Genomic DNA, 24,935 nt, shown 5'->3' on the forward strand with positions numbered 1-24,935 from the left:
CCTGAGGTGACCGCTAGATGGAACACCTTCCGCATCGGCCCGATCAGCCCGGACCTAGCCGCACCGGCTTTCGCGCGGTCTGCCACAGCAGCGGCACCAAGATCAGCGCCAGGGCCGGGAAGATCATCCAGTTGACCGCCTGCCAGCCCGAGTTGTGCAGGATCGATCCCGCGAGGAACGACACGGCTGCCGTGGCGGCGAAGACGAAGAAATCGTTCATGCCCTGCGCCTTGCTGCGCTCGGCCGGGGTGTGGCAATCGGTGACCATCGCCGTCGCGCCAATGAAGCTGAAGTTCCAGCCGATGCCCAGCAGCGCCAGCGAGCCCCAGAAGTGGGACAGGCCGAGCCCGCCCAGGGCCACCACCCCGGAGGCGGCGAGCAGCACCATGCCCACGGCGGTCACGCGCTCCTTGCCGTAGCGCACCATCAGCCGCCCAGTGAAGAAGCTCGGCCCGAACATCGCCAGCAGGTGCCACTGGATTCCCAGGGCGGCGTTGTCCACCGAATGCCCGTGGTTGACCATCGCCACCGGCGCGGCGGTCATCACGAACGCCATCACCCCATAGGACACCACGCCTGCGGCCACGGCCAGCGCGTAGCGCGGCATCGCCAGGAGCTGCAGCACCGTGCGGCCGCTGTCGGCGGCGGCTTCGGCCGGGGTCTGGCGCGGCGTGCGCAGCATCAGCAAGATCGGCAGGGCGATCAGCGGCAGCAGCGCCTGGCTGAGGAAGCTGCCGACGTAGGGCGTGCCCGCTACCGCGTCGCGCGTGAAGATCACCAACTGCGGCCCGATGATGGCACCCGCGAGAGCCCCCACCATCACCCAGGAAATCGCCTTGGCCTTGAGCGCGTCCTCGGCGGTGTCGGCGGCTGCGAAGCGGTAGCTCTGCACATACGCGCCGTAGAAGCCCGCCAGGAAGGTGCCGGCGCAGAAGATCCAAAACGAGGCCAGCATGATGCCCAGCGCGGCGATCAGGCCCGAGGCCACGCCGAAGCCGACCCCGACCACGTATCCGTTGCGGCGGCCATGGCGCCGCATGATGAACGCCGCAGGCAAGGTGCCGATGGCAAGACCCAGGCCGAACAGGCTCACAGGCAAGGTGATCGAGGCCGAGTCCTTGGCAAGCTGCTGGCCGACCAGCCCGCCCAGCGACATCACGATGGGCGCGCTGGCGCCACCGAGCGCCTGCGCGGCGGTGAGAACGCCGATGTTTCGGCGCGTGATGCTCTGGTCGGTCATGGGCGGTCCTTCTTGTTCGTTTGTCTGGCCGGAATTATTACACACATGAATATATGTTCAGTTATTAGACCATGATTCGGCCATACGATGCTCATGAACCGCCGCAGCCTGGTCGCTCCTCGCAAATCTCCCGAGCGGCAGAAGAAACAGCCTGCCGTTCCAATGCGAGCAGGTGCTCTTTCACCCGGGTCAGTTGCGCCATGCGTTCCTCGACACAGGCGAGATGGTCCCGGACAGCCTGCGTCAGCAGCTCGGGTTCCGGGGACTCGCGATGCGTCCAGCCCAGCAAGTTGCGCATGTCATCCAGGCCGATGCCCGACGCGCGGTAGTTGCGAATCAGGTAAAGCCGCTCGACATGGGCCGGGCCATAGCGCCGGTAGTTGTTGCGGGACCGCTCGGGAGCGGGCAGCAGGCCCTCCCGTTCGTAGAACCTGATGTTCTCAGGGGCGTGCCGGTCAAGCGCGCGAGTTCACCAATCCTCATCCAGCTCTCCGCGCGCAGCGATGGGGGACGCCACCGCTGCGCGCCGGCCCTCATCCCGGCGACCGGGCGGGCTGCTGCGCCGTGGCGCCCGATTGCACCGTGTGCTCAGTCCAGCCGCCGCCCAGCGCCTTGTACAGATGGATGAGGTTGTTCAGCCGCGTCAGGCGCGTGCGCACCAGGGTCTGCTGCGTGCCGTAATGCGTGCGCTGCGCGTCGAGTACAGTGAGGTTGTTGTCCACGCCCTCCTGGAAGCGCTGCTCGGCCAGCTCGTAGGCCTTCTGGCTGGCCGCCACCAGGAGCTGCTCCGCGCGGATCTGCTCATCGAGCGTGCGCTTGCCCGCCAGGCCGTCGGCCACCTCGGCGAAGGCCGCCTGGATGGACTTCTCGTAGTTGGCGATCTCGATGCGCTTCTGTACGTGCGCCACGTCCAGGTTGGCGCGCAGCGCGCCGCCGCGGAAGATGGGCAGCGTGATCTGCGGCAGGAAGCTCCAGGCCCGCGAGCCCGAATCGAACAGGCCGTCCAGCGAAGCGCTGGCCGTGCCCGCCGAGCCCGTGAGGCTGATCATCGGGAAGAACGCGGCCCGCGCCGCGCCGATGTTGGCGTTGGCGCCGATCAGCATCTGCTCGGCGGCGCGGATGTCCGGCCGGCGCGCGAGCAGTTCGGACGGCAGGCCGCTCGGCAGGCCGGTCGGCACGATGTCGTCCGGCAGCGCCATGGCCTCGTCAAGCTGCCGGGACAGCTCCGGCGTCAGCGGCTGGCCCAACAGCAGCACCAGCGCGTTGCGGTCCTTGGCCGCCTGCCGCGTGTAGGCGGCATGGTTGGCCTCGGCGGTGCGCAGCGCGATCTCTGCGCGGCGCAGGTCGAGCTGCGTGGAGTTGCCCACTTCCACCAGTTGGGTGGTCAGCCCGTAGGAGCGCTTCTGCGTGGCGAGGGTGTCGCTCGTCAGGCGCAGCAGTTCCTGGTCGGCACGCAGCGTGAGGTAGGCGCTGGCCACCTCGGACACCAGGCTCATCTGCGTGGCGATGCGGGTCTCGTCGAGGGCCAGGTAGGACGCCAGCGCCCGGTCGCTGAGGCTGCGGACGCGGCCCCACAGGTCCAGTTCCCAGGCGGCCGTCACCCCGGCCACGTCGTAGCGCCGGAGCACGTCGCTTTGCCCCGTGGTGCTGAGGTCGGCCGGTGCGCGCTCTGACGCGCCGCGGGCGGAAACGCCCAGGTTCGGCAGCATCTCGGCACGCTGGATACGGTACAGCGCCTGAGCCGCCTCCACGTTGAGCGCGGCCTTGCGCATGTCGCGGTTGTTCTCCAGTGAAATGCCGATCAACTGCTGCAGCAGCGGGTCGCGGAAGAAGTCCCGCCAGCCGATCTCGGCCGTGATCGCGTCGTCGGGCGTCGCGGCCGCCGGTTCCACATAGGCCGCGCCCGAGGGATAAGCCGTGTCGATCGGCGATGCGGGCCGGTCATACTTCGGTGCCATGGAGCAGCCAGTCAACGCCGTCGCGAGGGCGAGCGGCGCCAGCGTCCTGGCGGGTCGTGTGAATGCGAAAGATGTTTTCATGTCGTATGTCCTCCTGGCCGTCATGCGTGCTGGTCGGTCATGCCGACACGGGCATGGCGCGCTTCGCGGCGCAGCGCCAGCTTGCGCACCACGACGTAGAACACCGGCGTCAGCACCAGGCCGAATACCGTCACGCCCAGCATGCCGGCGAACACCGCGATGCCCATGGCGTGGCGCATCTCGGCGCCCGCACTGCTGGCCAGCACCAGCGGCACCACGCCAGCGATGAAGGCGAACGACGTCATCAGGATCGGGCGCAGCCGCAAGCGCGCGGCTTCAAGCACGGCTGCCAGCGGATCGGCCCCTTCGCTTTCCTTCGCGCGGGCGAACTCCACGATCAGGATCGCGTTCTTGGCGGCCAGGCCGACCAGCACCACGAAACCGATCTGCGTGAAGATGTTGTTGTCCCCCCCAGAGAGCCAGACGCCGGCGATCGCCGAGAGCAGCGCCATGGGTGCAATCAGCAGCACAGCGAACGGCAGCGACCAACTGTTGTACTGGGCCGCCAGGAACAGGAAGGCGAGCAGCACCGCCAGCGCGAAGATATAGATAGCAGTATTGCCAACTCGCTTTTCCTGGAAAGTCAGGTCCGTCCATTCGTAGGTCATACCGTCCGGCAGCGATTCGCTCACGATCTTCTCAATCGCGGCGGTGGCCTGGCCGGATGAGTAGCCCGGCGCTGGCCCGCCGCTGATGTCGGCCGAGGGGAAGCCGTTGTAATGCATCACCCGGTCGGGGCCGGAACTGCGCTCGATGGTCGCGATCGCGCTCAGCGGGATCATGTCGCCCGCTGCATTGCGCACCTTGAGCATGCCTATGTCCTCAGCCTGCATGCGGAACTGCGCATCGGCTTGGGCCATTACCCGGTAGGTGCGACCGAAGCGGTTGAAGTCGTTGACGTAGAGCGAGCCAAGGTTGACCTGCAGGGTGTCGAACACCTCGGTCAGCGACACGCCCTGCGACTTGGCCTTCACCCGGTCGATGTCCACCTGCAACTGCGGCGCATTGGTCTGGAAGCTGGCGAGCATGTTCGCCAGCTCGGGCGCCTGCATGGCCTTGCCCATGATCTGGCCCTGTGCTTGTGCAAGCGCCTCGGGACCCAGGCCCGCCCGGTCCTCGATCTGCAGCTTAAAGCCGCCCATAGAACCCAGGCCCGGCACCGGCGGCGGCGGGAAGATGCCGACGAAGCCGTCCGGGATCTGGCTGAACTTGCCCATGAGCTTGCCCTGGATGGCGAAGGCCGACAGCGACGGGTCCTTGCGCTCATCGAAGGGCTTGAGCATGGCGAACATCAGCGCGGTGTTCGGCTGGTTCACCGGTCCATTGACCGACAGGCCCGGGAAGGCCACCACGCTTTCGACGCCCGGCTCAGCCAGTGCGATCTTGGTCATCTCCTTGACGACCGCCTCGGTGCGATCCAGCGAGGCGCCGGTCGGAAGCTGGGCGATGCCCACGAGGTAGTACTTGTCCTGGGCGGGCACGAAGCCCGCAGGCACCTTGTGGAAGCCCAGCCAGGTCAGGCTCAGGAAGCCGACGTAGAGCAGCAGCACGATGGCGCTGCCGCGCACCGCGCGGCGCACGCCCCCGACGTAGGAATTCGAGGCGCGGTCGAAGAAGCTGTTGAAGCGGCGGAAGAAGCCGCCGAACACGCCATCGATGATGCGCGTGACGCGATCGGGCTTGGCCGCGCCGTGGTGCGGCTTGAGCAGGATGGCGGCCAGCGCTGGCGACAGCGTAAGCGAGTTGATCGCCGACAGGATGGTCGAGAACGCGATGGTTAGCGCGAATTGGCGATAGAACTCGCCCTGCAGCCCCGACAGGAACGCCGAGGGGATGAAGACCGCTGCCAGCACCGAGGTGATGGCCAGGATCGGGCCAGTCACTTCATCCATCGCCTTGCGCGCCGCGTCCTTGGGTGATTCGCCCAGCGCTATGTGGCGCTCCACGTTCTCCACCACCACGATGGCGTCATCCACCACGATGCCGATGGACAGCACCAGTCCGAACAGCGACAGTGTGTTCAGCGAGAAACCGAACATGTGCATCACCGCGAACGTGCCGACCAGCGAGACCGGCACGGCGATCAGCGGGATGATCGACGCGCGCCAGGATTGCAGGAACAGCACCACCACGATCACCACCAGGAAGATGGCCTCCAGCAGCGTGACGGCGACGGACTGGAGCGAGGCGCGCACGAAGACCGTGGGGTCGTAGGCGACGCTATACTCAATGCCGTCGGGGAACTTGGCTTGGAGTCGGTCCATTGCCGCGCGCACCGCGCTAGACACATCCAGCGCGTTCGCGCCCGGGCTCTGGATGATCTGTATCCCCACCGCCGGCTCGCCATTGAGCAGGCTGCGCAAAGAGTAGGAATCGGCCCCCATCGAGATGCGGGCGACATCCCGCAGGCGAGTTACCTGGCCGTCGGCGCCCGTCTTCACGACGATCTCGCCGAATTGCTCCTCGCTCGACAGTCGGCCCAGAGTGTTGACCGTGACCTGGAACGCCGCCGAGGCATCCGGCTGCTGACCAACCGAACCAGCGGCAACCTGTATGTTCTGCTCGCGGATGGCGGCAACCACGTCGCTCGCGATCAGCCCACGAGCAGCGACCTTGGCGGGTTCGAGCCAGACCCGCATCGAATACTCCCCGGCGCCCCAGACTAGGACATCGCCGACGCCTGGCGTACGAGCCAGCTCATCCTTCACATGAAGTGTGGCGTAGTTGGAGACGTACAGCGGATCATATCGACCTCCAGGCGAAAGCAAATGCACCACCATGAGAACGTCCGGCGACGTTTTCTCGGTGACAACACCGATGCGCTGAACTTCAGGCGGTAGGCGCGGCAACGCCCGCGAGACCCGGTTTTGCACCTGGATCTGCGCAATGTCGGCGTTGATATGCTGCTCGAAGGAGACGGTGAGCACCATTTTCCCGTCGGTGGACATCTGAGACTGCATGTACATCATGCCTTCTACGCCGTTGATCGCCTGCTCCAGCGGTGATGCCACGGTATCGGCGATCACTTGCGGGTTGGCACCGGGATAGCTAGCGGTGACCTGCACCGTGGGAGGCGTGACCTGCGGGTATTCGCTCAGCGGCAGCTGGAAGTAGCTGATCGCGCCCGCGATCAGCATCAGCAGCGACAGGACGATGGCGAAGACCGGCCGGTTGATGAAGAAGCGGGGGAAATTCATTTGCGGGCCTCCGCCGAGCCGGCCGCGCCGTCAGCCTTGGCGGGGTCCGCGCCGCCGGCCTTGGCAGGCGCCGCAGCGGGAGCCGGAGCGTTTGCCGCAGCCTTGGTCGCGCCGGCCGCGCCTGCGGCCGGTGCCGCGGGCGCCTGCATGGGCACCATGCGCGGCGTGACCGCCATGCCGGGGCGCACGAGGCCCTTGATGATGATCTTCTCACCGGCCTGCAGGCCGCCGTTGATGACGCGCAGCCCGTCCACCACCGGCCCCAGTTCGATGGGCCGGTACTGGGCCTGGTTGTTCTCGCCCACAACCAGCACGTAGTTGCGCCCTTGGTCGGTGCCCACGGCCTGATCGTCGATCAGGACGGCCTCGCGCGCCGCGCCGGTGGACAGCTTGGCCCGGACGAACATGCCGGGTGCCATGCGCCCATCCGGATTGGGCACAACGGCGCGCACGCGGATCGTGCCGGTGCTTCGGTCAATGGTGTTGCCCACGAAGTCGAGCGCGCCCCTGTGCGGGAAACCCTTGTCCGTGGTCAGCCCGACCTGCACGGGCAGCGAGGCCTTGCCGCCGGCGTCCGCAGCGGGCCGCGAGCGGCTCACGACGTTGAGGTACGTGGCTTCGTCGATGTCGAAGTACACGTGCAGCGGGTCGATGGACACGACCGTGGTCAGCAGCGTGGCCGCGCCGGCGACACCGCCGCTGACCAGGTTGCCCTCGGTCACGAGCACGCGGTCAACGCGCCCGGCGATGGGCGCCGTGACGCGGGCGTAGGACAGATCCAGCCGCGCCGCAGCGACGGCGGCCTTGGCCGCTTGCACCTGGGCCTGGCGCGCACTGCGCGCGGAGACGGCATCGTCGTAGGTCTTGCGCGCGACAGCGCCGGTCGCCACCAGGCGCTCGGCGCGGTCGAAGTCGGCCTGGGCCTGACTGGCCAGCACCTCGGCCTGTTGCAGTTGCGCCGCAGCCGTGTCGAGCGAGACCTGGAACGGCCGGGGGTCGATCTGGAACAGCAGTTGTCCCTTGCGCACCAGTCTGCCCTCGGGGACGCTCACAGCATCGACGGCGCCGCCGACCCGCGAGCGCAGCTCGACGGTCTTGGGCGCGGCCAGGAAGCCGGTGTACTCGGCCGATGGCGCGACCGTGCGGGTGATGACCTCGGCCACGGGCACCTGCGGCGCCATCGGCGCGTCCGCCGGGGGTGCCGCGGCCTTGCTCTCGTCCTTGGCGTCGCGGGCGGCAATCGCTATGCCCCCGACGGCTGCGATGAGGCCTGCCACCACAACGATTCTGATTTTTTTACGCATGGAAGTGCCCCTTTCTTGGATGCAGGACTCCGGCCCTTCCGAAGCGCTCTGCAGAAATTTGTGTGGAGGCTGGGCGTTACAACGAAGGCAAGGTCAAGCCCTTTGGGTTGCCCTAGCGGGCAGGCTGCATGGACAAGGTGGTGGGGAACCCCGCGTCGTCGCCGTGGCCACTCCGACATCCAGCTCACGAATGCCGTTATGCGGTTGAACCGGTCGGTCTTGTGGGTGATTGCGAGCGCGGGAGGCTCAGGCGTCCAAGCTGCCGCCGCCCATTGCTGTGCCTGCGCGGCATCCCGGCGCCCAGGCAGGGCCCGCGATTTAGGCTGTTGCGCCCAGGCCGCATCGAGGACGTCCTTGAGGCTAACCGGCGGCGTGGGTACCGGCGCCTCGCAACCTGCCATTCGCCTGGGTGCTTGGGCCTGGTCAGTCGTCGGCTTTGTCCTCGGAAATGTGGACCGCCATGTCCTGCAGCACCTGGCTGACGTGCTGGTCCGCGATGCTGTAGAAGATGTGCTTGGCTTGGCGTTCGCCGCGCACGAGGCGCGCTCCGCGCAGCAGCCGCAGGTGATGGCTGACCAGAGACTGCGACAGGTCGAGCGCTTCGGCGATGTCCCCCACGGCGACCGAGCCATGCATGCACTGCAGCAGGATCTTCAATCGCGATTGGTCGCCCAGCAGGCGGAAGGTCTCGGCCAGAACAGCGACGTCACTTTGCGACATTGCGAGGGCATCGGTCGCCGCGTCGTGGCTGGTGGTCGAGCATTGCGAGGTGTCGGCGCTGGTGGTTTCGCGGGACGTCATGGATGCAAATCCTCAAGTGGAGTGCGAGCCGGCTCGCGCGGCCTCAATGCCTGTGACCAGGAGCGGAATGGTCGTGGTCATGGCCGTGGCTGTGCCCGCCGCCATGCTTGTGATTGCCATGATCATGGCCGCTGTGGTCATGACCGCTGTGATCGTGGCCGCTGTGGTCCTGACGCTCCGACGTGGGCTGCAAGCTGCAGACGTTCTCGTCGGTGCCCGAGTTCCAGTCGATCCCGACCGTGGCGTGTTCGATGCTGAATTGCTCTCGAAGCACCGCTTCGACGCGTTTGACCACGGCGCGTGCTTCCTCGTCCACGTTGGGGCGAACGTGCAGCGTGGCCATCGTGCGCCCGGAGGTGAGCTGCCACACGTGAACGTGGCTGACGGCCGCCAGGCCCGGCACGGCGCCCATCAGGCCTTGCTCCACCTTTTCCGGCGAAGCATCCTCCGGCGCGCCTTCCAGCAGGATGTGGATCGACTTGGCGAGCAGCTTCCATGCGCTGCGCAGGATCAGCGCCGCCACCAGGACCGACAGGATGGGATCTATCGGCGTCCAGCCCGTGAGGTAGATGACGATCGCAGCGACGATGGCGCCGACCGAGCCGAGCAGGTCGCCCATCACGTGCAGGATGGCCCCCTTCACGTTGACGTGATCGGTCTCTCCGCGGGTCATGATCCACAGCACGAGCACGTTCACCAGCAGGCCGAGCACGGCGACGATCATCATCGGGCCGGCCAGGATCACGGGCGGCGCCTGCAGCCGCTCCCACGCCTCGTACGCGATCCAGGCGACGATCGCGAACAGGGTCACGGCGTTCAGGAAACCGGCGATGACCTCGAAGCGCAGGTAGCCGAAGGTGCGCTTGCTGTCGGCCGCGCGGCGGCCGAACCGGAATGCTGCGTAGGCCAGTGCGAGCGCCGCGGCGTCGGTCAGCATGTGGCCCGCGTCGGCCAGCAAGGCCAGCGAGCCCGACAGCACGCCTCCGACGGCCTCCACAACCATGAAGCCGAAGATCAGGAAAAAGGACAGCAGGACCTTGCGCTCGTTGGCGCTGGTCACGGTCGGGGTGTGGTCATGATCGTGATCGTGATCGTGATCGTGATCGTGATCGTGATCGTGACCATGGTCATGGTCATGGTCATGTGCGTGGGATTGGGACATGGGGCCTCGGGAAACTGGGTCTTTGACTGTGGCTCAAAATATAACACATGAATATGTGTTCATGTGAATTGATTTGCACATTTGTGTCCGCGTCTCACCACGGCCGGGATGCCGCTCCGGGCAATTGCCTTAGCCTGGCTCGGCGACCATTCCCCACGCTTGGCAAGCAGCCGTTGATCTAACATCCAGTGGCAATATCCCCCCTGGGGGGATATGATTTCAGCATGGAAGACATGCATAAGCACACCACCCATCCCGACCTGGTGAAGCGGCTCAAGCGCGCCGAGGGGCATCTGCGGCACGTCATCGGGATGATCGAAGGGGGAGAAACCTGCCTCGACATCGCCCGCCAGCTCGCGGCGGTGGAAAGCGCGGTGACGGCGGCCAAGCGCGTCCTGATCCACGACCACATCGACCACTGCCTGTCCCATGACGAGGACTCCGTTCTGACCGAAATGAAGGCGCTGACCAAACTGCTCTGAGGCCGTCCGATGCTCTCCGTGCTGAAGAACCGCACCTACCGCCACCTGTTCACCGCCCAGGTGATCGCGCTCGTCGGCTCCGGCCTGATGACGGTGGCGCTCGGCCTGCTGGCCTACGAGCTGGCCGGCGCGGATGCAGGCGCGGTGCTCGGGACGGCGCTGGCCATCAAGATGCTGGCGTACGCGGGGGTCGCGCCGGTCGCGCAGGCCTTCGCCGACCGGCTCCCGCGGCGCTCGCTGCTCGTGGCGCTGGACCTCGTGCGAGCGGCCGTCGCGCTGTCCCTGCCCTTCGTCACCGAGGTCTGGCAGATCTACCTGCTGATCTTCGTTCTGCAGGCGGCGTCCGCCGGCTTCACGCCGACCTTCCAGGCCACCATCCCGGACATCCTTCCCGACGAAGAGGACTACACGAAGGCGCTGTCGCTGTCCCGGCTGGCCTACGACCTGGAAAGCCTGATTTCCCCGATGCTGGCCGCCGCGCTGCTGACCGTCATCAACTTTCACAACCTGTTCGCAGGAACGGTGCTCGGTTTCCTCGTTTCAGCCGCTCTCGTGGTCAGCGTGCGGTTGCCCACGTCCGTCCCCGGCCGGCGCCGCGGCATCTGGGAGCGAACGACGCGCGGCACGCGCATCTACCTCGCCACGCCACGCCTGCGGGGCCTGCTGGCGATCAGCCTGGCCGTCTCGGCGGCAGGCGCGATGGTGTTCGTGAACACGGTGGTGCTCGTGAAGGCGCGTTTCGGCCTGGGCGAAGTCGAGGTGGCGTGGGCACTGGCGGCGTTCGGAGGCGGCTCGATGGTGGCCGCCTTCGTCTTGCCGTCCCTACTGGAGAAAGTAGCCGACCGACCCGCGATGCTCACCGGCGCCGCTGTCCTCGTCGTGGGCACGGCGATCGGCGCACTGCTGCCGAGCTATGTGCTGTTGCTGCCGCTGTGGCTGGTGATCGGCTTTGGCTACAGCGTGGCGCAGACGCCATCCGGCCGTCTTCTGCGCCGCTCGGCCCACGCCGAGGACCGTCCAGCGATCTTCGCGGCCCACTTCGCGCTGTCGCACGCCTGCTGGCTCATCTGCTACCCGCTGGCCGGACGCTTCGGCGCGGCCACGGGGCTGCAATCGACGTTCGTCGTCATGTCCTTGATCGGCCTGGCTGGCGTGGCGCTGGCGCTTCGGCTGTGGCCGGCCAGCGACCCGTCGGACTTGGCCCATGACCATCCGAACCTGTCGGCGGATCACCCCCACTTGCGTCAGCACGCGAACCAAGGCGGGCACCATCACGTGCTGGTCGTGGATGACTTGCACCGGATCTGACCGAAAGGATAGGCCTCACGGGACGCGGTAAGGGCTGTTTCGCACCAAGGCTAGTCGTCGCTGTTGTCCTCAACGATGTGGATGGCCATGTCCAGCAGCACCTGGCTCACGTGCTTGTCCGCTACCTCATAGAAGATCTGCTTGGACTGGCGCACGCCCCTGACCAGACGGGCTCCACGCAACAGTCGAAGGTGATGGCTGACCAACGACTGCGAGAGTTCGACGGCTTCCGCGATGTCGCTTACCGACGTGGACCCCTTCATGCAGCACAGCATGACCTTGAGCCGCGACGGATCGCCCAGGAGCCGGAAAGTCTCGGCCAGGATGGTCACGTCATTCTGTGACAGGGAGGCCAGATCGGTGCTTGGGCCCTTCGGTGGGGCACTGACTGGTTTGCGTGGAGTCATCTCTCAAAAATTCCTACCCTCGAACGGCTGTTCGTGCCCTTCAGGATCAACGAGGCTGCGACCGCTTGAGCGCGCGCACAGCCCGGGACCAGGGCGAGCCTGGCGACCAAGGCCCCTCGTTTCCCCCGTGCGCCGGGCCATTTCTGAAACCTGACAGTACCCGAAAAAAGCGCTTGACCTTCCCACGATGGTAAACCCCAAGCTCCCCCCGTGTCGAATATCAACTATGGGAAACAACCATGAGCATGCCAATAACGAGTGATGCTCGTGCCACCGCAGCAGCGATCAGCCTACCCATCGAGGGCATGACCTGCGCGAGCTGCGTCGGCCGAGTCGAGGCCGCCCTGGCCAAGGTGCCGGGCGTGGACAGCGTTTCCGTCAATCTCGCCAACGAGCGGGCGGACATCCGCCTGGCCGGTCCTGTCGATCGCATCGCGTTGATCCAGGCGGTCGAGAAGGTCGGCTACGACGTGCCGGCTGGCACCGTCGAACTGGCGGTCGAGGGCATGACCTGCGCCTCCTGCGTGGGCCGCGTCGAGAAGGCACTCAAGGCCGTGCCCGGCGTCACCGAGGCCACGGTCAACCTCGCGACCGAGCGTGCCACCGTGCGCGGCGTGGCCGCCGTGGCGGACCTGATCGCTGCCATCGAGAAGGTCGGCTACGAGGCCAACCCGGTGGATACCGGCGCGCAGGCCGACGAGGAAGCCGCCGAGAAGAAGGACGCCGAGCGCGCCGAACTCAAGCGCGACCTGACCCTGGCCGCCGTGCTGGCGCTGCCTGTGTTCGTGCTCGAAATGGGCTCGCACATGATTCCCGGCATGCATGAGTGGGTGGCTTCCACCATCGGCATCCAGCAGAGTTGGTATCTGCAGTTCGTGCTGACCCTGCTGGTGCTCGCCATTCCGGGCTGGCGCTTCTACGAGAAGGGCTTCCCGGCGCTGTTCCGCCTGGGTCCCGACATGAACTCGCTGGTCGCGGTCGGCACGGCCGCGGCCTTCGGCTATTCGATGGTCGCCACATTCGCGCCCAGTCTGCTGCCGGCCGGCACGGTGAACGTGTACTACGAGGCGGCCGCCGTCATCGTGGCGCTGATCCTGCTGGGCCGCTTTCTTGAGGCACGGGCCAAGGGCCGCACCTCCGAGGCCATCAAGCGCCTGGTCGGCCTGCAGGCCAAGGAGGCGCACGTGCTGCGCGACGGCCGCATCGTGGACATCCCGATCAACGACGTGGCGCAGGGCGACATCGTGGAAGTGCGCCCCGGCGAGCGCGTGCCGGTCGATGGTGAAGTGACCGAGGGCCGCAGCTTCGTGGACGAGTCGATGATCACCGGCGAGCCGATTCCCGTGGAAAAGGCGGAAGGCAGCACCGTGGTCGGCGGCACCGTCAACCAGAAGGGTGCGCTGACGCTGCGTGCCACCGCCGTGGGCGGTCAGACCATGCTGGCGCAGATCATCCGCATGGTCGAGCAGGCGCAAGGTTCCAAGCTGCCGATCCAGGCCGTGGTGGACAAGGTGACACTGTGGTTCGTGCCCGCCGTCATGCTGGCCGCCGTGCTGACCTTCTTGGTCTGGCTGGTGTTCGGCCCGTCGCCCGCGCTGTCCTTCGCGCTGGTCAATGCCGTGGCGGTGCTGATCATTGCCTGCCCGTGCGCCATGGGTCTGGCGACGCCGACCTCCATCATGGTCGGCACGGGCCGCGGCGCCGAGATGGGCGTACTGTTCCGCAAGGGTGAAGCCCTGCAACTGCTCAAGGACGCCAAGGTGGTGGCCGTGGACAAGACCGGCACGCTGACCGAGGGCCGCCCGGTCCTGACCGACCTGGAGATTGCCGACGGCTTTGACCGCAACCAGGTGCTGGCGAAGGTCGCCTCTGTCGAATCGCGCTCGGAGCATCCGATCGCACGCGCCATCGTCGAGTCGGCCGTGGAAGGTGGCATCGCGCTGCCGACGATGACCGACTTCGATTCGGTCACGGGCATGGGTGTGCGTGCCACCGTGGACGGCGCGCGTGTCGAGGTCGGTGCCGATCGCTTCATGCGTGAGCTGGGGTTGGACGTGAGCGGCTTCGCTCGCACGGCCGAGCGCCTGGGCAATGAGGGCAAGTCGCCGCTGTACGCCGCGATCGACGGCCGACTGGCCGCCATCATCGCGGTGGCCGATCCGATCAAATCCAGCACGCCCGCGGCCATTGCCGCGCTGCACCAGCTCGGCCTGAAGGTGGCGATGATCACCGGCGACAACGCGCGTACCGCGCAGGCCATCGCCAAGCAACTGGGCATCGACGAGGTGGTGGCCGAAGTGCTGCCCGAGGGCAAGGTCGAAGCCGTGCGCCGCTTAAAGGCCACCCACGGCCAGATCGGCTACGTGGGTGACGGCATTAACGATGCGCCGGCGCTGGCCGAGGCCGACGTGGGCCTGGCGATCGGCACCGGCACCGACGTGGCGGTGGAGTCGGCCGACGTGGTGCTGATGTCCGGCAACCTGCAGGGTGTGCCCAACGCCATCGCGCTGTCCAAGGCCACCATCGGCAACATCCGCCAGAACCTGTTCTGGGCGTTTGGCTACAACACGGCCCTGATCCCGGTAGCTGCTGGCGTCCTATACCCCGCATACGGTGTGCTGCTGTCCCCAATTTTCGCGGCCGGAGCGATGGCGCTGTCCAGCGTGTTCGTGCTCGGCAACGCGCTGCGCCTGCGCCGCTTCCAGCCGCCGCTGGCGGCGGATACCGCTCATTGAGAAAGGAGGAACACCATGAACATCGGTGAAGCATCCAAGGCCTCGAAGGTCTCGGCCAAGATGATCCGCTACTACGAGCAGATCGGCTTGATTCCCCCGGCCGACCGGAACGATTCGGGCTACCGCGCCTATAGCCAGGACGACGTACACCGGCTGCACTTCATCCGGCGTGCGCGCGACCTCGGCTTCTCGGTGGCCGAGATCACGGACCTGCTGGGACTGTGGAACGACAAGTCGCGCCAGAGTGCCGACGTCAAGCGCCTGGCGCAGCAGCACATCTCCGAGCTGGACCGGCGCATCGCGAGCATGTTGGAGATGGCCGAGACGCTCAAGGCGCTGATCCGGTGCTGCGCCGGCGACGAACGGCCCGACTGCCCGATCCTGCACACGCTGGAGCAACTCGATACCAGCGACGACGAGCCCGAAGCGCGCACCGGCGCCGTGCCACGGCGTACAAGTGGCAACGCAGCGGCAACGAAGCCGCGTGCGCACTGAGCAGCCGGGAGAGACATGCCCAAGATCACCGTCTTGCCCCATCCTGAACTGGCGCCCGAGGGCGCCGAGCTGAACGTGCCGGTCGGCACCTCGATCTGCGAGGCGCTGCTAGACAACGGCATCGAGATCGAACATGCCTGCGACATGAGCTGCGCCTGCACGACCTGCCACTGCATCGTGCGCAAGGGGTTCGATTCCCTCAACGAGGTCGAGGAGTGCGAGGACGACCTGCTTGACCGGGCCTGGGGGCTAGAGGCGCAATCGCGCCTGAGCTGCCAGGCCATCGTGGCGAACGAGGACCTGACCGTCGAGATCCCGAAATACACGATCAACCATGCCAAGGAGAACCACTAGGACCCAGCGTGCCGCCGCGGGCGCGCCGGCCTGCGGCGGGGTTGCTCTGGCAGACGGAGGACTGACGGCGTTGCAGCCTGACGACCGACCCGCGAGCCAGATGTCTACACCCCCTTGCACCACCGCCGGTTAGGCTGGAAATGTCGTCAAAGTCCTTCAATCCGTGATAGTCGGCGCTGCGGCCGGCCCATGAAAAGTCCCACAGGAGAAGTCCAGCATGTCTGCGCCCAAACAAGCCACGCTCTACCGGATGGTCATGCCCGGCCATACCTGCCCCTACGGGCTGAAGTCGCTCGATCTGCTCAACCGCAAGGGCTACGAGGTCGAGGACAAACACTTGGCGAGCCGCGAGCAGACGGATGCGTTCAAGAAGGAGCATGGCGTCGAGACCACGCCCCAGGTCTTCATAAACGGGCGGCGCGTGGGCGGCTACGACGACCTGCGCAAATTCTTCGGCATGTCCGTGAAGGACAAGAACGCCGTGACCTACATCCCTGTGATCGCGCTGTTCGCCATGGCGGCCGCGATGGCGCTGGCGGCGAGCTGGGCGGCCTTCGGCCAGCTCTGGAGCATTCAGGCGGCAGAGTGGTTCGTGGCCTTTGCCATGTGTCTCCTGGCGCTGCAGAAGCTCAAGGACGTGGACGGCTTCGCGACGATGTTCCTCAACTACGACCTGCTGGCCAAGCGCTGGGTTCGGTATGCCTATTTCTACCCGTTCGCGGAGGCCATCGCAGGCGTCCTGATGGTCGCGGGCGTGGGGATGTGGGTGTCGATTCCGTTGGCGCTGTTCATCGGGACCGTCGGGGCCGTGTCGGTTTTCAAGGCGGTCTATGTCGATCGCCGGGAACTCAAGTGCGCCTGTGTGGGCGGGGACAGCAACGTGCCGCTGGGCTTCGTGTCCCTGACCGAGAACCTGATGATGGTGGCGATGGCCCTGTGGATGTGGGCCAAGGTCGCCTACCTTGGGATGCACTGAGCGCCGCGCCAGGTACGGCACAGCGCACGTGCTCGCATCGGTTGTCCTGTGTGCAGGCCGGCCACGACGCGGTGTTACTACGCGCGCGGCGGGAAGCCAGCTTCGCTCAGGGCCGCGGCGATCTGCTCTTGCGAGGCCGAGGTCTGGACCTCGACACGGCGGGTCGGCGGGTCCGTGACGATCTTAGCGTTGGGGTCGATCGTTTGGATCGTTTTCGTAACGGTGCGGGCGCAGCCGCCGCAGGTCATGTCTTCGAGATGGAATTGCATGGAAAACTCCTTTCGGGTTTGGGTGTTTGAAGTCTGGTCCTTGCCAAGGTTGGAAGGTCAAGCGCTATTTGCATCCCCGCTACACCAATCGGCCGAATGCTCATAGGGGCAAGGCCGTGGTGCTCTTTACCCGATCCAGCACGAAGCTTGTCTTGCAGTCCTGCACGCTGGGGTGCTTGAGCAGCGTGTCGAGCACGAAGCGAGAGTAGTGAGCCATGTTCTTGACGACCACCCGCAGCAGATAAGGCGTGTCCAAATCCAGCATCGTCGCCGCCGCCTTGGCGTCCTGGCTGTCGCCGGACGCGGCCGACCAGCGCGAGGCAGCCATCGCCAAGCGATTGGATCGGCTGTCGCGCCAAGCCGAGCGCATGGAGCGCGATCAGAACGTCGCCATCGAAACGCTGGCGCTGTTCATCCGCTACTACCTCACCGTCAGCACGCCGGTTCCCGAAGCGCACCAAGACGCGGCCCGCGCGCAGGGCAAGGCGCGATTCGAGCAGTTCACCGAGCAGCTTGGCCGCCACCTGATGCGCGGGCGCAGCCTGGTGCGTGACGTGGTGGAGGAACTGCACCCCGACCCGATGCGGATGGAGGACGCAGCGGCAGCCGCTCAAGCACGGGAGCGTGCGTCATGAGCGCCGTTCCCCAATCCATGAGCGCCACGTCGCTCGACCGGCGCATCCAGATGCTGCGCACGGCAATGGGGCCGCTGATCGCCACCGCGCTCGAAGACCCCGACGTCGTGGAAATCATGCTCAACCCGGACCGCACCCTTTGGGTGGATCGCCTGTCTGTAGCCACCTCGCATCCATGGCAGTGTTCGCTTCGGGTCGAATAGGGGCCCTAGCATTCCTGATCGCGTCGTCGGCGCCAGCTCGTCTGCTTTCGGCCGGAACCTACGCGTATGCTAGCAATCACAGTCCACAAAACCTTGTGGCGATTCAACTTGAATGAACTGCTATGCGCCAGCTTTGGATTGAAGACGAGTGATGTGGTCGAAGGCAGCGAGTTTCGCCTCCGCTTGAGACTTGTAGTTGCGGCGAGCGTGCAGGACAGTTGAGTCGTCTAGCGCAGCCAAGGTACAGGCCCATTCTCCGCCGCGCGGGTAAACGGTAATGCGGAATCCATCCGAAGTGATATGCGGATTCCCATTTGCCGAAACTTTCCACGCACGCGCAGTCCAACGCTTGCGCTTTGCTGCGCTGCTTTTCATAGAGGCTTCACGGGCTCGCGAGGCCGCCAGGTCGCCTTCCATGTGGCCGGCACATACACACCCAACCTCGAGAACGTTCGGGTAATCTGGGTGCTCCATGTGATGGACGTAGCGGATGGTTTGCGACTCGCACATCTCGCAATCGATCTGCGGCTCTCCAAGATCCTCAATATCTACGCAAGTCCAGCCGCGATGCGGCACTCCGGCTACAGACCACTTGCCTCGCCTATGCGCGACCAGCTCTTATTCTGTCAGAGGATTAGTTACTGCCATAGACCCTGACTACCTAGTAGCCGGACCCTAGAGTCCGGTCAAATGAATTATTCACAGCGCACCTTGTGGCAGGCTATCCCCTGATACCGCTCGATCTTATGTCCGCTGCGTCCGGGTATCAAGCACATGCATACCCCCACCACGAACAGGGCGGGAGCGAGCCCTTCAGCGGAGGTCTCCCTGGAGTCGAAACTGGAGGCTAGCATCGCTCGGGCCGAAACCTGCCTCAGTGCCCGCTTCTGGCCAGAACCGGACGTTCTGCACGAGTAGCGAGCATGTCTGCAGAGAGATGGCGGTTAGGTGGTCGGGTCCCGACGCTGTACCTTACTTGGCTCCAGCGGGCTGATCCGACGAAGCGGTGGTTGGGGCCTCGGCCAGTTCAGGCGAAATGAAGTTGGCATGCACCAAGGCAAGCTGCCCACCTTCAGCAGCGTAGTACTCGGTGACCCCGCAGTTGGGCACATCGCCTTCGCGGTCAAGGTCGAGGATGGCATCCTCGTCCATGCCTTCTAGAAGGTATCGCATGCAATTCACAATCACTTGATGCGCGACGATCATCACGCGTGCACCGGCGTGGTTCCGTTGGAGATCCCCGACAACGCCGCGTAGCCGCAAGATGACATCACACCAGCTTTCTCCGCCCGGTGGGCGAAAGTAGAACTTTCCGACCAGCCGTCTCTGCGCGGCCAGTTCCGGGAAGGTAGCGACGATGCCACTGGAGGTGTAGCGGTCCAGAACGCCGAACTCCTTCTCACGCAGGCGCTCATCAATGATTAGACGGTGGCCAGGGCCAACCGCGTCGGCCACGGCTTGGGCGGTCTGCCTTGCACGCATGTATGGAGAAGTCAGCACGATTTGCGGGCGTTGGTGCTCGGCAAGTCCCAGTACCCAAGCACCCAGTGCTTGCGACTGGCGCTCCCCCAGCGAGGAGAGAGGCACGTCCGCGTCGCGGTGTTCCAACTCGATTAAGGTGATGTTATTTGCCTCAGCGTGGTCTCGCGCAACGTTTCCGGCGCTTTGGCCATGCCGTACCACCCAGATCCGCTCTGGCCACCGCGCGGCAACCCCCTCCATCGCACTGTTCTGCTGCATATCAATCTCCCGCTTATCTGTCCGGGCGTTGTAGCGGGCATAAAGTCCTGCAAACGACTGGGTTGAGACATGGTTGAGACCTTGTCGACGACCGAGCCACCTTATCCCCGCTTGACGAAAAGCCGATGTCCGCTGCAAGCGCTCCCTTTCGCAGCGAAGCGCTATGCCTTTGCCTAAGCCTCCACATCGCGCATTGTTAGCGCCGTTTCAAGGCCGGTTTAGTGTCGGCTGCATCGGGCACATGCGCGGCGCAAGAAGGAAGTTCTGTATGTCATTGGGGGAGAGCGCGACACTGTCATAGCATTCGAATTGACTGCACCCCAAGCGAAACCTTTCAACTTTGAAGTCTTCCCGAGCTGCTTCAATGCCCTCCCCCAAGCGAGAGCTGAGCTAGTCGCTCATCGATTCTTAACCGCGCCAGATCCAACCCCGTGTCATCGTTGGCGTAGGGTGAGCCAAACAACGGGACCTCTACCCACCAGCATTCCTGACCGGGGTGTACGTAAGGCGCATGATCGTCTAGCAGAAGGGCCTCCCCGGCGTGAGATGTAACAAATCGCAGGTCCTTAGTTGGTCCGTACCATGAAACGTAGTGAAGCTTCCCAAACCAGCTCGGGGCCACACCCTCCGCTACGAGAAGCCTACAGATTTCTCGCACTCTTGACTCCGGAACAGTCGTAAAGAGTACTAGCTGACTGAACTTGATCCGCATCGCTTCCAGGAACGCGAACAGGCCAGGGCGTGGGATCTGGCTGACCGCATTTGAGATCAGCGTTCCTTCTAGGTCCATTGCAAGAATGGTTGGTCTCATACATCCCTCTGATCTTTAGCCAGACCTGCACGAAAGTCAGACCGCTTCAGGTGCGCATGAACAACAGTCAGCAGTACGACCGTATTCCAGCGTCCATGGTAAATGGCACCCCTTGCCTAGGTGCTGACGTGCTGCCCATCCAAGTAAGATCGCACATCCCGAAGTTCGCGCAAGCCTCCGCGACAAATAAAATCCAGCACGGTGTTACCAGCAAACATGGGCGCCATGTTAGGTCGCCTTATCCAGCCATCCGCCTGAATGGGGTCAGGCAGAAGGATATGAAGAGCTTTGTAAATGCCGAGTAGATAGCTAATCCGCACCAGGACCTCGGCATCGATATGCTCGTAGGCCCCTCGCGCCCATGCCTCATAAAAAGCATCGGGTGGGCTTCCAAGCAAAGCTCTCTGCTGAGGTCCGGACAGTTGCCATCGCGCAGCGAGGTTGAAGAACGCTCTCAATGCTGAGCCTGAAAGCTCTTCGCGACTGAGCTCATCTGTAGGGATGGTCATCATGTACTCATCTTCCAATCAACCTCCCTTAGAGGCACATCGTGGCGCAGCACAACCCCACGCCTACAGGTGCGCCGACATCTCTTTCAACAGTCGGCAGCATGCCCATGCTAGCGCAATCCACAAACTGTATTGCGTACTAAATCATCTGACATGCCAGCCGCTGTAGCAGCATGCATATCAGATGATCTGATACGTGATCAGATAATCTGCGCCCCACAAGCAAGAAGATGTGCTCGCTGTTTGCAATATGAAAGAGAGTGAGTGATGCTCGCCTACATGGTGCCCTTGTCGATACAAACGCTAGCACTTCGCGCAACGACTCCTGACCAGCTCGCCGAGCAGGTGGCGGAGGAGTACGGGCTCTATGTCCGGCTCTCAGAAGTGTGGATGCTGCTTGGCTACAACAGCATCAGCGCGGCCAGGCGCGCGGCGTATGACAACCGCCTGGGAATAGCAACCTCGACCATTCCCGGCAGGAAGGGGCGCATGATCCGATCCAGGGATCTCGCCCAATGGTTGTTCAATGCATCACGCGGCGCAGATCCCGTAACCAGTCGGCGGACCGCTCAATGATCCCAATCTGCCCATGGAGGTCCTCCAGATGAGCTAAGAAGACTCTCTGGGGCAGAAAAGACAAACCCCGGCTGGCAGGCCGGGGTCTGTTTAAGGCGCAGCGATGAGAACCGCTATGCCGAATCTACCCCCTTACCCCGATAAGAATCAACCCCTAGGCATTCCGGGAGGGAGGCGGCTGCCCGCCTCCCAGTAGATAGGCAGGGTTCCATGAATCAAGAAGAACTGGCCCAGCGTCTGCGGGAGCATGAGGGCCTAACTGTCGAACAGCGACAGCACATCCTTGAGATGGCTAGCTCGAGTCCAGCGCGGAAGCCAGGAAAAGGCGCGCTGAACAACGTTGTGACCCACTTCAACTCAGTCAAGTGTGGCCAGCTCATCACGCTGGAGAGTCATACCGTTGAACATATGTTCGCGCTGACTCTGGAGCTGGATCCGGATGTGCTTGGCTACTTCCCGCAGGTTGCCTGTAAGGGAGTGAGACTTGGCAATCATGTAAGGAGCGGCACCTTGGATTTTCTGGTCGTCCGCACCCGTCGCATTGAGCTGGTCGAATGCAAGGCCGGCTCCGCTCGTGACAGCTTGCTTGCGGCAAAGTCCGGTGAATGGGTCGACGTCGATGGAAATCTTCAGAACCTTGCCTATGGCCCTTGGGCAAGGCAGCGCGGCATGGAGCACGTCCTGTGGCTCAGTCCCTCCCGCGTCGACACGCCACTCCGGAACCTGCAGGTCATCTATAACGAGGTGCGTATGGTACCCGCCAACGAGGCTCAAGCCTTGGGCAGACGCATCCATGCGCATCTCGCCGACGGCCCCAAGAGCCTCGATTGGATGATCGAGACTATCGAGGGATTCAACGTGAGCCAAGCGGCGCTTCTGCTTGGAACCCGCTGGGCCTTCGGTCCAGTTGAGCATGTTCCGCTCACGGACACGAGCAACTTCTTTTTGACCTTGAGTCAGGCTCAGGCTATTGAGATAGGAAGCAACTTCTTTGAGGTTGCCAGGCACTCTCGCAATCAACTGAACTCTGCGTTCGCAACGGCGACGCTAGTCGACGCCACCAACGCCGAAAAGCGGCTCGCATTGATTCAATCCGCGCATGCGAAGGGTACAGCCGTCCCCAAACACCTGCGTGAGATAGCGCGGAAGGTGATCGAGGCGCGAAGCAGAGGTGACAACGAACTCGAGCAGTGCCTTACCAGGTTTCATGCAAGCGGAAACCGAATGAGCCGGCTTACCCCCGTTCAGGAGAAGCGGACGGCTGAGGCAATTCGCGCATACGCCGCAGGCAAGTATTCACAGAAGAAGGACGCATACGCTGCGCTCAAGGAGGCCTGTGAATCTGACGGCGAGTCGCCACAGAGCCGCCAGGCCTTCGAACGCAGGCTCGCTGATCCGCGCCTGGAGCTGCGTAAGGTCCTTGCAACGCAGGGAATGCGTGGCTACCAAAAGCAACGGCCGCGCTCGGACGCGCGCGACCGGTCGGGTACAGCCTTAGCTAAACATGCAGTCCTGCACGTGGACAGTACCAAAGTCGACGTGAGGGTGGTGAGCGACGATGGAATGGAAGCAAGCGCAGAGTCCCCTCTGATTTATCTAGGGACAGATGAGGCGACTGATCTGCCGATGGCGCATTCCATTGTCTTCGGGCCAGCACGGCGCGATGGTTTGGCCATCCTGATACGTGACTACGTCCGCAGACATGGACGACTGTTCAACAGCATCTTTGTCGATCGAGGAACGGAGAATCAGTCACACTTTCTCATTGCTCTGGCTTTGCGATATCAGTTCTCAATCCATATCTGCCCAACGGCAGGTTCGAGGTTCAACTCGGACGTAGAACGCTACTTTGGAAGGTTCAATTCCCAGGTCAGCCATGAGCTTGTCGGTAGCACCGATCCCGACAAGGCGGGCCGAGGCGTGGATGGGAAGTTCAAGAGCTACAAAACTGCCAAGCACCGCTTTGAAACCGTTCATACGGTTGCCAGGGAAACGCTTTATGAGCACTTCCCGAGCGTCCCTGTACAAGGCTTCGCAAGTCCGGCCGAACGGGCAGCCCACGCAGATCTTCTCTTTCCTAGTGCCGGCCTGCACGCATTGGTTGACGAAGAATTCCTCTTCAGAACCGCGATCCCGCACAGCAATAACAAGTATATACCCGGACGAGGGTTCGAGGTGAATGGTCGGTACTTTCACTCCAATGAACTGAGGGAGCTCGACGCGTCATTCGATGTTGAGCAGCTTCGAACAGACCCGGAGGACCCGAGCTTCATCTGGGTTAGGACGAATCGTGGACTGTTCAAGGCGTTCTGCAACTTGATCGGGCCTCTAGCTAATTCCACCCTGATTGAGCGGTCATTCAGAGGTATGTATGACCAGCTCTACGCGCCATCGCTCCGCGAAGCAAAGCAGAGCGCGAGGCACGCTCAGGCGATGCGTACGGCAGCCGCGAACGCGAAGCCCAACACCGCGGCTCAACCCAAGCCGGGGGAGGCGGACTCCAGTAGCCTCCCTTCTCAATCAAATGACGCTCTTGACGAGATCGCTCTGCGCGGAATCAAGAAGCGAGCGATGGATGACTTTGACGATATTGAGTCGCCGTAGCTTGTGCAATTGGGGGCAAGCCCGCGCCAGTCATTCAAATTCACAGGAACCGATAGTGGACAGCAACTCTGGAATTCCTTTTGTGAATCATAGCCGCATGAGGACGGCTTACTCCGAACTCTTGAATGCCATCCAAGGTGCGCGCCCAGGTACGTTCGTCTGGGCATTGGCTCCTTCTGGCTCGGGCAAGAGTGAGATCAGACAAGCTATTCTTCCCGTCCTTGCCGGGAAGCAGAGCCTCTGGCCAGCTGGCACGCTTCCTTTGATATCGGTGCGTGCAATGGCCAATGATCGGGGAAAGTTCAATTCCAAGGATCTCACGCTGCGCCTCCATCACGCCGTGGTGGAACCAGACTTCGGCTGGCTGGAGAACAAGGACCGATCGGTCAGTACTGATGCGCACCATGTCCAGGCGGAGGCAGAGGTAAACAATCAGCTGTGGAAGAGAGTGAGGGCAACGCAGTCGCAGCCGAGATTGCAGCACAGCTTCGAATCTGTGGCGAAACAACGTCAACTTAAGTACATCTTCCTGGAAGAAGCGGCAACCTTGACGATGGTGCATCTTCATCAAACCAGCTATGGGTACATGTCGAACCTTGTGCGACTGATTGAAGAAATCGGCTGCGTCATAGTGATGCTGGCTACCCACACTGCGGAGAGTTTGTGGGCGGGACACCCCGACGTCTGGAATCGATCCCGGTTCGTCTACATCCGGCCGTATAACCTGAAGAATTCCCAAGACGAGCGGGATTTCGTTGCAGTGCTGAAGGGTATCGGGCAGAGCTTCAACCTGTCCGATCCCAAGCTCCTCGTTAAGAATACTGATTTGATGTACGCCAATGGTGCTGGCGTGTTCGGCCCCACTATCGACGTCGTCCATAGGGCTGAGCTCCGCCGAAAGAATGAGGGAGCGAACAGCATCACTGAAGCGCACTTGCACGCCAGCTCCTCAAGCGAGAAGGAGCTTGGAACCGTGTGGAGCAGCGTGCTGGCCTTCAACAAGCTTGCGGATCAGAGGCCCTTGAATGGTGAGAAGAGAATTGCTGACTTCCTGAAGCGCATGGGTACGGGGGAGTAGAGCGAAAATG

The 24,935-nt window shown here is 63.6% G+C and carries 21 protein-coding genes and 2 pseudogenes; 11 read left to right on the top strand and 12 right to left on the bottom strand.

The genetic code is table 11. The features are described from left to right. Nucleotides 1-43: 43 nt before the first annotated feature. The 7 genes from ACMZ91_RS08610 to ACMZ91_RS08640 all read right to left on the bottom strand — a co-directional run bounded on the left by ACMZ91_RS08610 (nucleotide 44) and on the right by ACMZ91_RS08640 (nucleotide 9,743). Nucleotides 44-1,240 carry an MFS transporter gene (locus ACMZ91_RS08610; RefSeq protein WP_049462200.1) on the bottom strand — a complete coding sequence of 399 codons (1,197 nt, stop codon included), beginning with the start codon at nucleotides 1,238-1,240 and terminating at the stop codon, nucleotides 44-46. 91 nt (nucleotides 1,241-1,331) lie between these two features. Then, nucleotides 1,332-1,676, bottom strand: a complete 345-nt coding sequence (locus tag ACMZ91_RS08615; RefSeq protein WP_223277004.1) for a MerR family transcriptional regulator — start codon at nucleotides 1,674-1,676, stop codon at nucleotides 1,332-1,334. A 97-nt stretch (nucleotides 1,677-1,773) separates the two neighbouring features. Further along, nucleotides 1,774-3,279 carry an efflux transporter outer membrane subunit gene (locus tag ACMZ91_RS08620; RefSeq protein ID WP_049462201.1) on the bottom strand — a complete coding sequence of 502 codons (1,506 nt, stop codon included), beginning with the start codon at nucleotides 3,277-3,279 and terminating at the stop codon, nucleotides 1,774-1,776. A 20-nt stretch (nucleotides 3,280-3,299) separates the two neighbouring features. Further along, nucleotides 3,300-6,476, bottom strand: coding sequence for an efflux RND transporter permease subunit (locus tag ACMZ91_RS08625; RefSeq protein ID WP_134952122.1), 3,177 nt, complete (start codon nucleotides 6,474-6,476; stop codon nucleotides 3,300-3,302). Continuing rightward, nucleotides 6,473-7,780, bottom strand: a complete 1,308-nt coding sequence (locus tag ACMZ91_RS08630; protein ID WP_049462203.1) for an efflux RND transporter periplasmic adaptor subunit — start codon at nucleotides 7,778-7,780, stop codon at nucleotides 6,473-6,475. The genes ACMZ91_RS08625 and ACMZ91_RS08630 overlap by 4 nt, the downstream gene beginning before the upstream one ends. A 423-nt stretch (nucleotides 7,781-8,203) precedes the next feature. Beyond that, entirely contained in the window at nucleotides 8,204-8,581 is a 378-nt protein-coding gene (locus ACMZ91_RS08635; RefSeq protein WP_049462204.1) for an ArsR/SmtB family transcription factor, read from the bottom strand. A 43-nt stretch (nucleotides 8,582-8,624) separates the two neighbouring features. Beyond that, nucleotides 8,625-9,743, bottom strand: coding sequence for a cation diffusion facilitator family transporter (locus ACMZ91_RS08640; protein ID WP_414577891.1), 1,119 nt, complete (start codon nucleotides 9,741-9,743; stop codon nucleotides 8,625-8,627). 233 nt (nucleotides 9,744-9,976) lie between these two features. Here ACMZ91_RS08640 and ACMZ91_RS08645 point away from each other — a divergent pair, with 233 nt between their 5' ends. After that, nucleotides 9,977-10,225 (top strand): metal-sensing transcriptional repressor, encoded by a 249-nt coding sequence (locus ACMZ91_RS08645; protein WP_169708473.1) that lies wholly within the window; start codon nucleotides 9,977-9,979, stop codon nucleotides 10,223-10,225. 9 nt (nucleotides 10,226-10,234) lie between these two features. Beyond that, nucleotides 10,235-11,533, top strand: coding sequence for an MFS transporter (locus ACMZ91_RS08650; RefSeq protein ID WP_049462206.1), 1,299 nt, complete (start codon nucleotides 10,235-10,237; stop codon nucleotides 11,531-11,533). Nucleotides 11,534-11,583: 50 nt separating this feature from the next. Here ACMZ91_RS08650 and ACMZ91_RS08655 read toward each other — a convergent pair whose 3' ends face one another. Continuing rightward, the gene (locus ACMZ91_RS08655; protein WP_425523792.1) at nucleotides 11,584-11,865 is read right to left on the bottom strand and encodes an ArsR/SmtB family transcription factor; all 282 of its coding nucleotides are present in this window, start codon (nucleotides 11,863-11,865) and stop codon (nucleotides 11,584-11,586) included. A 314-nt stretch (nucleotides 11,866-12,179) separates the two neighbouring features. On the opposite strand from ACMZ91_RS08655, the gene ACMZ91_RS08660 reads away from it, so the two are divergent. The 4 genes from ACMZ91_RS08660 to ACMZ91_RS08675 all read left to right on the top strand — a co-directional run bounded on the left by ACMZ91_RS08660 (nucleotide 12,180) and on the right by ACMZ91_RS08675 (nucleotide 16,500). Further along, on the top strand, nucleotides 12,180-14,675 hold the full coding sequence (locus tag ACMZ91_RS08660) for a heavy metal translocating P-type ATPase (protein WP_049462208.1): 2,496 nt from the start codon (nucleotides 12,180-12,182) through the stop codon (nucleotides 14,673-14,675). Nucleotides 14,676-14,690: 15 nt separating this feature from the next. Then, a complete protein-coding gene (cueR, locus tag ACMZ91_RS08665; RefSeq protein WP_049462209.1) occupies nucleotides 14,691-15,170 on the top strand; it encodes a Cu(I)-responsive transcriptional regulator in 480 nt (159 codons plus the stop codon). Nucleotides 15,171-15,185: 15 nt separating this feature from the next. After that, complete coding sequence (fdx, locus tag ACMZ91_RS08670) at nucleotides 15,186-15,524, top strand: ISC system 2Fe-2S type ferredoxin (protein WP_008786744.1); 339 nt, start codon at nucleotides 15,186-15,188, stop codon at nucleotides 15,522-15,524. 217 nt (nucleotides 15,525-15,741) lie between these two features. Continuing rightward, a complete protein-coding gene (locus ACMZ91_RS08675) occupies nucleotides 15,742-16,500 on the top strand; it encodes a MauE/DoxX family redox-associated membrane protein (protein WP_049462210.1) in 759 nt (252 codons plus the stop codon). 77 nt (nucleotides 16,501-16,577) lie between these two features. Here ACMZ91_RS08675 and ACMZ91_RS08680 read toward each other — a convergent pair whose 3' ends face one another. Both ACMZ91_RS08680 and ACMZ91_RS08685 read right to left on the bottom strand, forming a co-directional pair. Beyond that, nucleotides 16,578-16,769, bottom strand: a complete 192-nt coding sequence (locus tag ACMZ91_RS08680) for a heavy-metal-associated domain-containing protein (RefSeq protein WP_049462211.1) — start codon at nucleotides 16,767-16,769, stop codon at nucleotides 16,578-16,580. A 100-nt stretch (nucleotides 16,770-16,869) separates the two neighbouring features. Next, nucleotides 16,870-17,097 (bottom strand): Lrp/AsnC ligand binding domain-containing protein, encoded by a 228-nt coding sequence (locus tag ACMZ91_RS08685; protein ID WP_414489237.1) that lies wholly within the window; start codon nucleotides 17,095-17,097, stop codon nucleotides 16,870-16,872. Here ACMZ91_RS08685 and ACMZ91_RS08690 point away from each other — a divergent pair. Both ACMZ91_RS08690 and ACMZ91_RS08695 read left to right on the top strand, forming a co-directional pair. Then, nucleotides 17,015-17,404, top strand: a pseudogene (locus ACMZ91_RS08690) (CopG family transcriptional regulator); the annotation flags it as partial. The gene ACMZ91_RS08685 and the pseudogene ACMZ91_RS08690 overlap by 83 nt on opposite strands. Before the next feature lie 50 nt (nucleotides 17,405-17,454). Continuing rightward, a pseudogene (locus ACMZ91_RS08695) lies at nucleotides 17,455-17,562 on the top strand (P-type conjugative transfer ATPase TrbB); the annotation flags it as partial. A 1,017-nt stretch (nucleotides 17,563-18,579) separates the two neighbouring features. Here ACMZ91_RS08695 and ACMZ91_RS08700 read toward each other — a convergent pair. Then, nucleotides 18,580-19,347 (bottom strand): histidine phosphatase family protein, encoded by a 768-nt coding sequence (locus tag ACMZ91_RS08700; protein ID WP_414577889.1) that lies wholly within the window; start codon nucleotides 19,345-19,347, stop codon nucleotides 18,580-18,582. A 927-nt stretch (nucleotides 19,348-20,274) separates the two neighbouring features. Next, nucleotides 20,275-20,670 (bottom strand): hypothetical protein, encoded by a 396-nt coding sequence (locus ACMZ91_RS08705; RefSeq protein ID WP_080356540.1) that lies wholly within the window; start codon nucleotides 20,668-20,670, stop codon nucleotides 20,275-20,277. A 264-nt stretch (nucleotides 20,671-20,934) separates the two neighbouring features. Between ACMZ91_RS08705 and ACMZ91_RS08710 the strand changes: the two genes are divergently transcribed. The 3 genes from ACMZ91_RS08710 (at nucleotide 20,935) to ACMZ91_RS08720 (ending at nucleotide 24,925) form a co-directional block, all read left to right on the top strand. Then, entirely contained in the window at nucleotides 20,935-21,243 is a 309-nt protein-coding gene (locus ACMZ91_RS08710; RefSeq protein ID WP_049462213.1) for a hypothetical protein, read from the top strand. Between the two features lie 210 nt (nucleotides 21,244-21,453). Next, nucleotides 21,454-23,847: a TnsB C-terminal domain-containing protein gene (locus ACMZ91_RS08715; protein ID WP_414577887.1), complete on the top strand. Its 2,394-nt coding sequence runs from the start codon at nucleotides 21,454-21,456 to the stop codon at nucleotides 23,845-23,847. A gap of 55 nt (nucleotides 23,848-23,902) precedes the next feature. After that, nucleotides 23,903-24,925 (top strand): P-loop NTPase family protein, encoded by a 1,023-nt coding sequence (locus ACMZ91_RS08720; RefSeq protein WP_223224734.1) that lies wholly within the window; start codon nucleotides 23,903-23,905, stop codon nucleotides 24,923-24,925. Nucleotides 24,926-24,935 lie beyond the last annotated feature (10 nt).

The organism is Stenotrophomonas sp. FR024 (assembly GCF_047500745.2).
GTDB lineage: Bacteria > Pseudomonadota > Gammaproteobacteria > Xanthomonadales > Xanthomonadaceae > Stenotrophomonas > Stenotrophomonas maltophilia_A.